Origin of the sequence: Crateriforma conspicua, from assembly GCF_007752935.1 — a bacterium.
In the GTDB taxonomy this organism is placed as follows: Bacteria; Planctomycetota; Planctomycetia; order Pirellulales; family Pirellulaceae; genus Crateriforma; species Crateriforma conspicua.
Genome location: NZ_CP036319.1, coordinates 3,271,678 through 3,285,645, shown reverse-complemented (window position 1 = coordinate 3,285,645; position 13,968 = coordinate 3,271,678). Strand labels below are relative to the sequence as shown.

The following is a 13,968-nucleotide window of genomic DNA, read 5'->3' as shown; positions in this document are numbered from 1 at the left end:
ATGACACAAATCAGAACGTGTTTGCCGACGAAGCCTCCGTCATGGGCTATGGATTTCTGATCAACCATTCCTTCATCGCAGCAGCGGAAGCCAACGATGGTCGTTGGATCAATCCAAGGTGACGACAACGCTGTCGATGGTGCCTTCGATTTCGTAAGGACGCTGCTGCAGATAGTCCAGCGAGACGGTGGATCCCAGATCGAGCCCCACGTCAAGCGTTTCGCTGGCGGTGAACGCCGCCGGTACGGTTCGCTTCAATGCTGTCGACGCGACGTGCTGATCATCGACCACCAAATTGACTGTGCCTGACTGTCCTGGACCCTCAATCTGAGTCACGACCTGAATCGTGTGGGGGCCCGCCGCCAGCGGCTCGGTCGTTTCCGCCGTGTACTGTTCAATGATGAACAGGTTGTATAGGTACTTCAAACGACCATCTTGCAAGTACAACGTCAAACCGCCGCCGGCACCGCCCAGTGCGTACAACACGCCGTCGGCGTTTTCCTGCAAATCGACTTTGATGGTGACCGTATTGCTTTCACGTCCGAGCCCCGGCGCCGCGAACTCCGGCATACGGCGTGTATTTCCGGTGAACTCCCAGCGTCGATACGACGTGGCGATACGATCTTGCGGGTACAAGCGAAGCCACAAGCCCGCGCCGATGGGAAAGTCCTGGTTTTTCTCCGCCATCGTGGCGAACTGATCTTTCAGCTCTTCAAGCTTCTCCGGCTCGGCCGCCGCCAAATCTTTGGCCTGAGAAAAATCATCTTCCAGGCGATAAAGTTCCCAGGCGTCCGTCGCGGAATCCCAGGCTTTGATCCTTGGCGCCGACGCCGGTGTGTTCCATGGGATCAGCGGTCCGAACGTGCAGGCGAACCAGCCATCACGATAGATGCCACGGCTGCCGTTGTTGTCAAAGAATTGGGCATCCTTTTGACCGGCGGCGTCCGGAGATTCAAAAGTGTATGCCAAACTGGTTCCGTCGATAGGAATTTGCTTCTGGCCGTTGACCTGATCGGGTGGCGCGATTCCCAGAATCTCATATATGGTCGGCGCGATATCAATGACGTGATGGAATTGGTTCCGGATGTTGCCATCGGGACGAATCTTCTTTGGCCATGACACGACCATCGGATTTCGGGTGCCGCCGAAGTGCGACGCCACCAGCTTGGTGGCTTTGAACGGCGTGCTGCCGGCCCACGCCCAACCGGCGTGATACATATTGTCCGTCTTTGGCGTTCCCAAGGCATCCAGACCGCCGATCTTTTCGAGCGCGTCCAACTGTTGCTGCACCGTGTTGGCGATATTGTTTTGGGCCAGCAATTCGCTGATCGATCCGTTTTGCCCTTCGGCGCTGGATCCGTTGTCGCCCCAGATGTAGATGACCAACGTGTTTTCCCGCAGCCCACGCGATTCCAGACCTTCCACCAGACGGCCGACTTGCGTGTCGGTGTGCTCCACGAACCCGGCGTAGATTTCCATACCGCGTCGTTGAAACGCCAACTGTTCCGGCGGGATGTCGTCCCAAGCCGCCATCGTTTCATCGCGGGGCGTCAGTTGCGTCCCCGGCGGAATGATGCCCATTTCTAACTGGCGTTGATGGACGCGTTTGCGATAGGCGTCCCAGCCGTCATCAAACTTGCCCTTGTACTTGTCGGCCCACTCGGGGAACACGTGGTGGGGACCATGAACTGCACCGGGTGCCCAGTACATCAGAAACGGCTTATCCGGTGCAAACGACTGTCGTTCGTCCAGCCAGTTCAACGCCTTGTCGACCAGATCTTCGGTCAAGTGATAGCTTTCGTCGATCGGTGGTTCGACGAAGTTGTAGTTTTCAACCAACCGAGGCTCCCATTGCGAAGTTTCGCCGGCCAGGAAGCCATAGAAATATTCAAATCCGTAACCGTTTGGCCATCGATCTTTGGGCCCCATCGCGGTGGTTTCGGTCGCCGGCGTGTTGTGCCATTTACCGAACGCCGATGTGTGATACCCATAATGCTTCAGCACTTCGGCGAAAGTGGCAGCCGTCTTGGGGATGACGCCGGTGTATCCGTCGAACGCTACCGCGCGTTCGGCGATCGTCCCTGAACTGACGCGAGTGTGATTTCGTCCGGTCAGCAATGATGCTCGCGTCGGCGAACAAATGGCGGTCGTGTGAAAACAGTTGTACCGCAACCCTTCGTCGGCCAGCTTGGAAAGCGTCGGCGTGTGGACTTCGCCGCCGAACGTTTCCGCCACACCGAAGCCGACATCGTCGATCAGGATGACCAGAATGTTGGGCGCGTCATCGGGCAATCGCTCCTTCGGATTGGGCCACTGCATGGTCGAATCTTGCAGTCGCGGTTGGGTCACGCTTGCCATCGGTTGCGGCGGAAACGGCAACACCGATCCGTCATCCGGAATCGATTGCCCGCAGGCGGGATCCAGAGTCAAAGCACACAGCACAATGGTGTTGACCAGGAACAGAGGGCCGAAGTGTCTCATAAAAGGTTGCCCGATGAATCAGAAGTTGAGCCGCTGGAAAAGAGGCCGCCAGAGTGACGACCGGTGTGGGTGTCAGTGTACACCCAGAACGAGTGGATGACAGCGAACGGCATCGCGTGACGCGGGTTTAGCAGTTGTGGGTCGTGCTTTACTTTCGCGCAGCGACACGCGACGACGGTGCGATAGACGGCACTGGAGATTGGTTTGGATGCGACCGGTTGTCGTCGTTTCGATCATTCGTACTGTCTTGCAGGTAACGATTGATCGCCATTCCGTCCCCATCCGATTCGCACGCGTGTACGAATGATCCGTTCATTATTGTCTGATTCACGATTCATCCTGACCTTTCTGCTGTGCTTCGCCGTCGGAACGGCCGTCGCTCAAGATGCATCGGTGTCGAAAGAGGCATCCACTGCCGAATCGCCAGCGCCCCAACCCACGACGACGATCAACCCGGAGGTGCCTCTGGACGTCCTGCGGGTCTTGGTCCGCCCGCTGGATCAAGACGAGCTGAAGGTGGAAGCCGACGCTTGGTTCAAATTGCTGAAGAACAAAGCGCGTCAGATCGCAGCGGCCAAGCTGTCGGTGAAGAAGACCAACAGCGCGATCGAGTCGAAGGATCCGACGCAGGCGGCGGACATCCTGCAGAAGGCCGAAGCATCCAAGCAGGCGGCCGACGCCAGCGCGAAAGAAGTCGAACAGGAGATGGCCGAAACCGCCAAGAGCACGCTGGGTCCGACCGCTGACGCGGCTGACATCACGGATCCGGATGCAACGGAAGACGAGGCGGACGAAGAAGATCCGCCCGGTGACGACGCCGATCCGCAAGCGGAAGCAGACGAGGCAACGTCCGACGATGACGCGACGGCCGCCGCAGAAACGTTGAAAACCGAATTGCTGGAATCTGTCGCGACCCTCCAAGACGAACGAACGGCGATCAGCGACCGCTTGGAAATCGTCCTGGATTCGCTGCAGGCCAAAGGCGGCGAGGTGGAAACGTATCGGCAATACGTGTTGGCCGTATCCGGCGTCGATTTGGATGCATCGGATGCCACCGCGACTTGGTCGGCCATCACCGGTTGGTTTGTCGCGCGTGAGGGCGGCCAGCGTTGGGCTTGGAACTTGGTCAAGTTCGTTGCCATTTTGATCGTGTCATGGGTGCTTTCCAAAATCCTGGCATCGATCGTCAATTGGTTGCTGGATCGAAAGATTCGTTTGTCCCAGTTGGCCGAACGACTGATTTCGGGCACGATTCGCAACGTGTTTTTGCTGGTCGGATTCGCGGTGGCTCTGACGGCTTTGGAAATCGACATCGCCCCGATCATCGCAGCGATCGGGGCAACCGGTTTGGTCGTCGGTCTGGCACTGCAGCAAACGCTAAGCAATTTCGCCAGTGGTTTGATGATTCTGATCAACCGACCGTTTGACGTTGAAGACGTGGTCAATGCGGGCGGAGTCACCGGCAAGGTGCACAAGATGAATTTGGTGTCGACGACCTTTCGTACATTCGACAACCAAACGATCTATGTTCCCAATAATGAGATTTGGAACAACGTGATCACCAATATCACCGCAAACCACACCCGCCGCGTGGACTTGGAATTCGGGATCGGATACGGCGACGATTTCGAACAGGCCGAGCAGATCATCATGGATGTTTTGAAGAACCACGAACTGGTGCTGTCCAGTCCGGAGCCGGTGGTGATCACGCACGCGTTGGCCGATTCGTCGGTGAACATCGTTTGCCGGCCCTGGGCACGTACCGCGGATTGGTGGCAAGTGAAAACGGAAGTCACGCGCGAGGTCAAACGCCGTTTCGACGAAGCCGGCATTTCGATTCCGTTCCCCCAACAAGACGTGCACGTGTATCAGTCGTAGGTGCCGCGGGCGCATAAAAAAAGCATGCCTGAACTTTTCAGCTCAGGCACACTTTGGTCGTTCCAGTATTCCCGATTGGTGGTGGCAATCAGAAGTCGATGACGACGCCCAGGTCGATGCCTTGGACGATCAGGCTGCTGTCTTTCCAGACCAGCGGCGGCTGACCAAACGGTCCTCCGGTCGCACGTGTCGTGGCATCGAACACGGGGTTCACGTACTCACCAGCGGTGGCCACGTTGCTCCAGTACAGGAAGCTGTAGCCGGCGGTGAACAGCACGTGATCACGGAAGCGATAGCCCAGTTTGACGTTGGCTTCGGGAACGAACGCGAACACGTCACGTTCGTATTCGCCTTGTGAATCCAAGGCCAGCAAACCACCGTCGGTGACGGTGACGGTCGGCGGGGTTCCGGCAACCGTTTCGGTGGCCGTGCCTTGCAGGCTGAGCTGTTGGTTCATGTTCCCCAAGTGGACCTTGGTCAACGTGCTGAACATCCAGCGGCCGCGTGACAGCGTGGTTTCGAAACCGATTTGTCCGCCGTGGAAATCGTTGTTGGCGGTGAACGTGTCGCTGAAGGTGAACGAGTCACCGGTCGGCGGGGTCACTTCGACGCTGGTGCTTTCGATGAACAGCGAATCGTCGATGCCGAAGTAGGTGTAACCGCCAATCAGGTCGGTGCGGTATTCATCGCCACAGGCGAACATCAATCGTCCGTAAGCTTCACCGGCGATCATTTCCAGCTTGCTTTCGGCGGTGATCGAACCGGCGAACAGCGTGTTGCCGCCGACGTCGGTCGCGCCAACCAAGATGGCGTCGTTCTGGCTGGCGTTGGTGTCGTAGATCGGGCGTCCCAAGTTGAACGCGGTCCCATCGCTTTGGGCCGAATAGGATGCTTCGTCTTCGCCCAAGAACCAGAAGCGTCCGCCGATGCCAAAGTTCTTGCTGAGGTATTTACCAGCGTCGATACGGAAGCCGGGGGTCAGATCGCCGCCCAGTCCGTCTTCGCCGCCAAAGACGACTTGGGTGTCCGGGTAGGCCGGCCCGATGATGGGCGCCAATCCGGGAGGCGCCGTGGTGATCAACGGTGCGCTGGTGCGGGCTTGCGGGAACCACATCAAAAATTCGGCGGTGGTCCACATGTCGCTGGCTTGGCAGGTCGCCAGCGATCCGATCTTGCGCCGCTTGGGCTTGCAAGCGGGCGCTGAACAGCTGACCGTGCTGGTCGGCGAACAACCACCGTCGTAGGCCGAACCGATGGGCATCGGTGTGGGCACGGTGGCCATGTCGCTGTAGCTGATCGGTGCGTAATCGACCTCGGTCGGGGACGATTTGGTGTTCAGGTCGCCGGCCGAATACTGTTCGGATTCGTACGCGGCTTCGGCGGCATAGAAATCTTCGTCGGTGTATCCGCTCAGATCGCCAATGCTATCTTGTGCCTGGGCCGTCATCGCAGACGAAGCCACGACGGACAGCAACATTGCTGTTGCCAGCCGTTTGCCTCGGCTCGATGCCTTGAGGAGACTGCGGGAGCCTCGCAAAATGGTTTTCATAGGACGTCTCGTGCAGTCCGGGAATACTGGTATGACTAGTCCCAGTAGATCGACCGCACCAAGCCGGACGTTCAGAACGGTGGGAACGCTTGGCAGACTTGACATAACCCTCCCATCTTGACACCCATCTCGGGCGGGACAGGCCAATCGCCCCTTCGAATCGGTTCGTTTGCGGACCTTGTTCGTTAAACTGGGCGTTTCACATGTCGTCAAAGCCGAAAATTTTTTTCCTTCGTCTTTCCACGCCTTTCGGAGCCAGCACGTCCCGTGTCATCAAGCCCCACCAGCCGCGACGCGACCGACGAAACGGTTCCCGATCCCACGGCCGACAACGCATCCGCGTCCACACCCGGCGATGCGAAGCCGCCGGCCGATGCCGCGGGTGATGGCAATCAACCAGCCGGAACCGATCCATTCGGCGACGAAGGCCCAGCGTCCGATCCGGTCGCCGACGCCTTGGCCCTGCCCGATGAAGATGTGACCGAGCCCTCGGCCGACCTTCCCGCGGAACTGCCGGCGGAGCTTCCCGCCGTTGCGACCGACGAATCGGCCGACAACCAGGCGAACAAGCGACGTGGGGCGGCGAAGCAGACCAATCGGCTGACCGCCAAGGGTGCGCGGCTGAAAATGAGCCGCTGGCGTGCCCAGCTGGCTCGGATCAACGAATTCGAAAGCGTTCTGCAACCCGAAGACGACGCGTCGCTGCGGAAACGTTCGTTGGCGCTTCGTTATCGTGCGATGGCCGGCGAAAAGCTGGGCATGTTGTTGCCCGAGGCCTATGCGCTGGCTCGCGAAGCCGGTCGACGCGCCCTGTCGATGCGGCACTACGACGTGCAAATGATCGGCGGCATTTCGCTGTTCGAAGGCCACATCGCCGAAATGCAAACGGGGGAAGGCAAAACGCTGACCGCGACCCTGCCGCTGTATTTGCATTCGCTGGTCGGCAAAGGCGCCCACCTGGCGACGGTCAACGACTACTTGGCCAAACGTGACGCCGAATGGATGCAGCCGCTGTATGCCATGCTGGGCGTCAACGTCGGGATCATTCAAACGCCTGACGACCAAGGATCACGACGAAAATCTTATGCCGCGGCCGTGACGTACGGGACGGCCAAAGAATTTGGATTCGACTTTTTGCGTGACCGGCTTCTGTTGCGTGCCCAGAACCGCATGCAGACCGAATCGCTGGGCGATGGTGCCGGTGGTTTTTCCGGCAGCGGTGACCAACCGGTGATGCGAGGCATGCATTTCTGTCTGGTCGACGAAGCGGACAGCATTCTGATCGACGAAGCTCGAACGCCGCTGATCATCGGCAGCATCGAAGACAACGTGCGTGACCAGATCGTCGAAACGTACCGCTGGGCGGCTCAACACGCCGAAGAATACGAAGAAGACGAACACTACGACATCGACAACGAGACCAAACAGTACGAATTGACCGCTCGCGGACGTCAAAAGGTCCGATCGCTGCCCAAACCTGACTTGGTCCGCACGATGGGCTTGGTGGATTTGTACGAATACACCGAACGGGCCATCAAGGTCGCCCAGGAATTCCTGCTGAACCGCCAGTACGTCGTCCGTCCGGGCGATCAGGGCACTGACGAAATCGTGATCGTCGACGAATTCACGGGACGTTTGGCCGAAGGACGCAAGTGGCGTGACGGCATTCACCAAGCGATCGAAGCCAAAGAAAACATTGAAATCAGTGTTCCCACCGGCCAAGCGGCTCGGATCACCGTCCAAGACCTCTTTTTGCGTTATCCCCACCTGGCCGGCATGACGGGAACCGCGGCAACCAGTGCCGCGGAGATGAAGAAGATCTATCGCACGCCGGTCATCCGTGTCCCGACCAACCGTCCGCCCCAGCGGAAACAGTTGCCCGACCAGGTGTTCGGCGACATGTTGGCCAAGTTCGAAGCCATCGTCGACGAAGTGAAACGCATCCATGAAACCGGGCGACCGGTGCTGATCGGGACGCGATCGATCGACAAGAGCGAAATCGTTTCACGCTTGTTGAACGAGATCAACATTCCGCACGAAGTCTTGAACGCGAACAACGTCGAACGCGAAGCGGAAATCGTTTCGGCCGCCGGCGCACGCGGCAAGGTCACCGTGGCGACGAACATGGCCGGACGCGGTACGGACATCAAACTGTCGGACGAAATCGAAGCCCTGGGCGGGATGCACGTCATCTGCACGGAACTTCACGACGCCGCGCGGATCGACCGCCAGTTGATCGGCCGTTGTGGACGCCAAGGTGACCAAGGATCGTATCGACAATACCTGTCGCTGGACGACGACATCTTGAAAGTCGGATTGGGCGTGGAAAAAGCCAAGCGGATGAAAACCAAAGGCGAAAACCTGCGTGGTGCGGCCAACCAGTACGCCAAGATGTTCCGCAAAGCCCAACGAAAGGTCGAACGCAAGCACTTTCGCGACCGGATGGTGTTGATGCACCACGAAAAGGAACGCAAGAAAATGCAGCGTGAAATCGGCCAGGACCCTTATCTGGACACGCCGGATTGATCCGCCGCAGTGCTGGGAACGGGTGATCTGAAAATTTTCAAGATCATTTTCCACCAACTGCCCTTGACGCATGTTTTCGTCGCTTCGTATTCCCCTGCGTAACCAGGGAACTTCTCTGCGACCGATGTGGCGGAGGATCGTGTTTCTGGAGGCGATGGATGATCGCCGGGTGGTAATTCCCAAACGCTGGGAAAAACCACGCGGCCGTCTTCCGATAGTCCGGCGGCCAAGCCAAAACCGGACCGAGCCCCCAGAGTCGGCATGATTCGCCGCGGCGGGATGACGATTGGCCATGGAAGACGCCATCGCCCCGAACGAATCGCGAGATCGGACTATTGAATGTTCGAGACGCCTGAATCGGCAACCCGAAGATCGAACCGAATCGTATCGAAGTCTCACCGCGAAGAAGGAGAGTCGCGTTGAATCGCCCAATCCCCGAGAATACCGCAACAGGGCAACCGACCGGGTGTAAGCGTTGCACCGGTTTCTCGTTGCCACGGAACCGCAAACCACGGATTCGACGTCGACTGGCCGTCTTGCAGGTCGCGGCCGCGTTCGCCGTCGCGCCCCACATGCTGGCCGGCAACGCCGTCGCACAGTTCGCCTTACCCGGCGAATTGTCGACCGCTCCCGCCACCGAAGCTTCGGCACCCGCCGCGGCATCGATCAGCGCCGGTAAAGCGTTGATCCAGAAAGCCAAAGCAGCGGTCGCCGCCAAAGACTACGCCACCGCGGTGAAGCATTACCGCGAAGCCGGCAAGATGACCGCGACCGTCCCCGCACTGGGTCCGGACGTCTTGCGACTGTCCAAACAACTGGCCGACGCCGGTGTCGACAAGGAATTGTTGTCGCCGCCGAAGAACTTCAGCGTCGGCGGCGCCACGCCGATCGCCGCTGCGGCACCGGCCGACGTGAACACTCGCAAGGCCGAAGCCCTGCGATTGATCGCCGTCGGACGCGCCGCACTTGATCGTGGCGACATCGCCACCGCCGTCACGATGGCCCACCGCGCCGAATCGCTGAACGTTCCCGAATCGGCTTATGCCGCCGGCGAACCTCGCGTCTGGCAATTCATGTTGGACGCCAAGTCGGCCGCCAGCAAATCGGGCGTTGCCATGACCGCCGGCACATCGGACGCCGGCAATGTCATGCAAACGCCGTTCAACGGTGCCGCCCCAGGTCAAGCCGACGCCCAGATCGCTCAGGTGCAAAACGCTGTTCCGGTCACGGTCGGCACCGGCACCTATGGCGAACAGCTTTACGGCGAAGGCATGGAGCTGTTGTCAAAGGGCGACGCCAAAGCCGCCCGTGAGAAGTTCGTCGAGGCTTGGAAATACGAATCGCAATTGCCGCTTGAAACGCGTCGATCGCTGCAAGACAAGCTTACGCTGGTGCAACCATCACGTTTGCCCACCGCCGGCGTGACCGAGCCGAATCGCCCGCTGACGGCGATGGAAAAGGCCGACATGGAAGCACAACGTGCGACCCGTCGACTGTACCGCGAAGTCACCGCCGAATTGGCCAAGACCAACGACATCAAGACCGATCAACCGCTCGAAGCAATCGACAACTTGAAATCGTTGTTGCGTCGCGTCGAAGGTGCCAACGTCGACCAAGCATCCAAGCGTTCGCTGGCCAGCATGGTCGAACGAGCCCTGCGGGATCAACAAACCTATGTCGAAGCTCACCGAGCCGAAATCGATCTGGAACTGCAAAATGATGCGGTTCGTCGATCGATCGACGAAGAGAACGCTCGCGAAGCGATGATCGATTCCAAAGTCAGTGCTTTGGTCGACGACTACAACGTTCTGATGCGTGAAGGACGCTTCGAAGAAGCCGAAGTCATCGCCAAGGAAGTTGCCGAGCTGAAGCCCGACGACACCATCGCGATCAACATGTTCCAGAAAAGTCGCACCGGTGTGCGGATGAAGATGTACAACGAGATCGCCGCCGACAAGGAAGACGGGTTCGCCCGCCAAATGTTGGGCGTCGACGCAAGTGCCGTCCCGATGGACCCGGCGCGTCCGTTCCAATACGGCGACGCGTTGGACTGGAGCGAAATGTCACGTCGTCGTCTGCAAGACGGTGCACGCGGACGTGGTCGCACCGCAGCGGAAGAAGTCATCTATCAGAAGCTGGACACGCCGATTGACGCCAACTACGTCAATCAGCCCATCAAGAACGTGATGGATCAGATCAGCGCTCTGACGGACATTCCGATCGTGATCGACAACCGTGCGTTGCAAGCCGAACGCATGGACAGCAGCCAGCCCGTCACGCTGGACTTGCCGGGTTCGATCCCGCTGAAGAATGCGTTGAACCTGATGCTTCGTGATTACGACCTGACCTACATGGTCGACAACGACGTGTTGATGATCACGACCCAAGACGTTAAACGCAGCAACGTTTACCCGGTGACCTACCGTGTTACCGACTTGGTCACGCCGATCCCGAACTTTTCAACGTCGAACGACAACGGCCTGCAAAGTGCCATGCAAGCGGCCTATCAAATGGCCAACCCGGTTGCCAACGTTCAAGTCATGCCGGTCAGTGCGACCGACCTGGGTGCCGGCATCGCCGGACCGATGGCCCGAAACCAAAACGGCATGAACAACCCGATGGCCCTGGGACAGTATTCGCCCAGCGGTTTGACCGGTGCGGGCATCCCGCAATCCGAGCCGCTTGGTGGTGGATCGATGGCTGACTTCAGCCAGCTGATGATGCTGATCCAAACCACGATCGAACCGGAAACGTGGGAAGCCATGGGCGGTACCAGCACCATGTTCCCGTACAGTGCCAACCTGTCCTTGGTCGTCAGCACCACCAGTGACGTTCACGACCAGATTTCGGACCTGCTGGAATCGCTGCGTCGTCTGCAAAACCTGCAGATCACCATCGAAGTCCGCTTCATCACGCTTAGCGACACGTTCTTCGAACGAATCGGCGTCGACTTTGATGTCAGCTTCGACGACAACGCATCGCAACTGCCCGATGACGACAGCGGCCCCGAAGTCACGATCGGTCTGAGTTCGCCGGGCATCCCGACGCCGGACCTGGACATCACGCTTAGCAATAACTTGTTTGAGTCGACGACGCCAACCTTCGGCGGCTTCGACGTCAACAGTGCCTCGTCGATCGGCTTTGCAATCCTGTCGGACATCGAAGCGTTCTTCTTCTTGCAAGCCGTGCAAGGAAACGGACGAAGCAACGTCATGCAGGCTCCCAAGGTCACCCTGTTCGACGGCCAATTGGCGACGATCAACGATACCAGTGCACGTCCTTTCGTGACCAGTATCACCCCGGTCGTCGGTGACTTTGCCGTCGCACAACAGCCGATCATCACCGTTCTGAACGAAGGTACCCAGTTGCAAGTTCAGGGCGTTGTCAGCGATGACAAACGCTATGTGCGACTGACCCTGGTGCCGTTCTTCAGCCAGATCGGTGACGTCAACACCTTCACCTTCGAAGGCCGTCGCAGCACGTCACGCAACGTTGCCGCCGAACGCGACACCAACGGCGACGGAACGATCGATGAAACCGATGAAGAAACCGAAGAGGACATCATCGAGGGTACCACGGTTCAGCTGCCGACGTTCGCGTCGACCTCGGTCAGCACGACCGTGAACGTTCCCGACGGTGGTACGATCATGCTGGGTGGAATCAAGCGTTTGTCGGAAGGCCGCACCGAACGTGGTGTGCCATTCTTCAGCAAGATTCCGTACGTCAGCCGCCTGTTCCGCAATGTCGGTATCGGTCGCGAATCGTCCAGCCTGATGATGATGGTGACCCCACGGATCATCATCGAAGAGGAACAGGAACTGGCCCAAACCGGTTTCACATCACAACGCTAAGACCATCGCCGGCTTTGGCAATCAACTGACAGCAAGAAGACTTTCACGGTCCTTCGCGTGCGACGCCAGCGAACTGCAATTCGCTGGCGTCTTTTTTTGTGTTCTGTGTCAATCACTGACAGCTGGTTCGTGTCGATCGACCGATTGCCAGACATTAAAATCCAAACGCAGACATCTGATAGCTGACCACGGTGATCACGACCGCGGCAGCCAAGTTCAAAAACAGCCCCGTGCGTGCCATTTCGTCCGTGCGGATCTTTCCGCTGCTGAAGATGATCGTGTTGGGCGCCGTTGCCACCGGCAGCATGAAAGCGCACGAAGCGCTGATCGTCCCCGGCACCATGATCGATTCGGGTCGGATCCCGGTTTGGATCGCCATCGCAGCCAGGATCGGCAACAACAACGTTGCCGTCGCGGTGCTGCTGGTCATCTCCGTCATAAAACTGACCAGCAAACAAACCGTCAAAACGACCACCCACAGCGGCGCGTCAGCAATGAACGTCAACTGTTGGCCGATCGTTTCGCTCAGCCCCGATTGCTCGAATCCTTTGGCCAGCGCCAGTCCACCGCCGAACATCACCAGGATGCCCCAGGGGATTTGTACTGCGGTGTCCCAGTCCAACAATCGCGACGTTTGCGTCTTGTCGTCTCGATGCGATGCGGGAACGTTGCCGGTGGCCGGAGCATCGTTTTTGTCAAACGATTTCAAGGTTTCGCCCGCTGGGCAGATGAACATCGCCAATGAAGCGGCAAGCGCCACCGTCGCATCGCCAATCAAGTCGCCGCCGGGCATCCACGCCGACCATCCGCCATAGGGTCCTTTGCGAAAAATCCACAGCGCCGCGGCAATCGCAAAGATGATCATCACCCGGATCTCGCTGGGCCGCCAAGATCCGACTTTCGGCATCGTGATCCGTCCGGTTTGCGACACCTTTCGCGTCACCCACCACCAGATCAGCGGGATCAGCACCGCGACGATCGGGATGCCGTACATCATCCATCCCAAAAACGTCATTTGGCGATCGAACGTTGATGCCAACACGCCCATGAAGATCACGTTGGGTGGCGTGCCGATCGGCGTCGCCATGCCGCCAACGCTTGCCGCGTAAGCCATCCCCAACAACAACGGCTTTTCCAACGTCGGATCGTTGGCACGATCCAAGATCGCAAGTGCGATCGGCAACATCATCAACGACGTCGCCGAATTGCTAATCCACATCGACAACGATGCGGTGGCCAGCATGAATCCCAACACCAAACGTCGGCCACCGGTCCCGCCAACCAAGCGGACCATTTCCAACGCGATTCGACGGTGCGCGCCGCTGCGTTCCATCGCAGCGGACAGAAAGAAACCGCCCATCAACAACAGAATCATCGTGTCGCCGTAGGCCGCGGCCACGCTTTTGTGCGACACCACGCCGGCGAGTGGAAAGACGACGAAGGGGACCAGGCCGACGACCGCGATGTGAAGGCATTCGAAAATCCACCACAGCGCACAAATGATCGCGACCGCCGCGCAAACACTTGCCTGCAACGACAGTCCGTTCCAATAACATGCGGAACCGACCAGGAAAGCAAGAACCGGCGCCGCCGGCAAAAACCACGATGAAAGCTTGGATTGCAAGTGCCCGGACCGAATCATTCGCGCGACAACACGACCGGCAACGTCAGCCGGACTGGAAA

6 protein-coding genes are annotated in these 13,968 nt (G+C 58.7%); 3 read left to right on the top strand and 3 right to left on the bottom strand.

Going from position 1 to position 13,968, the window contains the following annotated elements; genetic code table 11:
• Positions 1-108: 108 nt before the first annotated feature.
• Positions 109-2,481: an arylsulfatase gene (locus Mal65_RS12360; protein WP_145297897.1), complete on the bottom strand. Its 2,373-nt coding sequence runs from the start codon at positions 2,479-2,481 to the stop codon at positions 109-111.
• Positions 2,482-2,799: 318 nt separating this feature from the next.
• Between Mal65_RS12360 and Mal65_RS12355 the strand changes: the two genes are divergently transcribed.
• Positions 2,800-4,359, top strand: a complete 1,560-nt coding sequence (locus Mal65_RS12355; RefSeq protein WP_231131354.1) for a mechanosensitive ion channel domain-containing protein — start codon at positions 2,800-2,802, stop codon at positions 4,357-4,359.
• Between the two features lie 88 nt (positions 4,360-4,447).
• Here Mal65_RS12355 and Mal65_RS12350 read toward each other — a convergent pair whose 3' ends face one another.
• Positions 4,448-5,836 carry a BBP7 family outer membrane beta-barrel protein gene (locus tag Mal65_RS12350; protein ID WP_165701227.1) on the bottom strand — a complete coding sequence of 463 codons (1,389 nt, stop codon included), beginning with the start codon at positions 5,834-5,836 and terminating at the stop codon, positions 4,448-4,450.
• 339 nt (positions 5,837-6,175) lie between these two features.
• Between Mal65_RS12350 and Mal65_RS12345 the strand changes: the two genes are divergently transcribed.
• Together Mal65_RS12345 and Mal65_RS12340 are read left to right on the top strand one after the other, a co-directional pair.
• Positions 6,176-8,434 carry a preprotein translocase subunit SecA gene (locus Mal65_RS12345; protein WP_145297888.1) on the top strand — a complete coding sequence of 753 codons (2,259 nt, stop codon included), beginning with the start codon at positions 6,176-6,178 and terminating at the stop codon, positions 8,432-8,434.
• Between the two features lie 419 nt (positions 8,435-8,853).
• Positions 8,854-12,285 carry a type II secretion system protein GspD gene (locus Mal65_RS12340; RefSeq protein WP_196784790.1) on the top strand — a complete coding sequence of 1,144 codons (3,432 nt, stop codon included), beginning with the start codon at positions 8,854-8,856 and terminating at the stop codon, positions 12,283-12,285.
• 154 nt (positions 12,286-12,439) lie between these two features.
• Here Mal65_RS12340 and Mal65_RS12335 read toward each other — a convergent pair whose 3' ends face one another.
• The gene (locus Mal65_RS12335) at positions 12,440-13,909 is read right to left on the bottom strand and encodes an SLC13 family permease (protein ID WP_196784789.1); all 1,470 of its coding nucleotides are present in this window, start codon (positions 13,907-13,909) and stop codon (positions 12,440-12,442) included.
• Between the last annotated feature and the right edge of the window lie 59 nt (positions 13,910-13,968).